General features: G+C 64.0%; 1 protein-coding gene. It reads left to right on the top strand.

Annotated features, from left to right (window positions below; translation table 11 throughout):
* A partial coding sequence (locus tag SB756_RS32045) for a DNA polymerase domain-containing protein (RefSeq protein ID WP_410913498.1) occupies nt 1-258 on the top strand: 258 nt, incomplete at both ends.

Here is a 258-nt window from a genome sequence, read left to right as displayed (position 1 = left end):
AAGATCATCATGAACGCCTTCTACGGCGTGCTCGGCTCCAGCGGTTGCCGCTTCTTCGACCCACGCCTGGCGTCATCCATCACCCTGCGTGGCCACGAGATCATGGCCCGTACCCAGCAGTTGATCGAAGCCCAGGGGCATCAGACCCAGGGCAGTTGGCTGAAGGTGCAGGCCGGGGCCACCACGCTGGTGTGGCTGGAGCCCTGGTGGCGGGTGCTCTGGTACCAGACATCGACATTGCATTCCCCGGGAGCGTTG

The sequence above is a fragment of the Pseudomonas sp. SIMBA_068 genome (assembly GCF_046534705.1).
GTDB lineage: Bacteria > Pseudomonadota > Gammaproteobacteria > Pseudomonadales > Pseudomonadaceae > Aquipseudomonas > Aquipseudomonas putida.
Note: the sequence above shows the minus strand (reverse complement) of the source record. Positions and strands in the feature narration are given on the sequence as shown.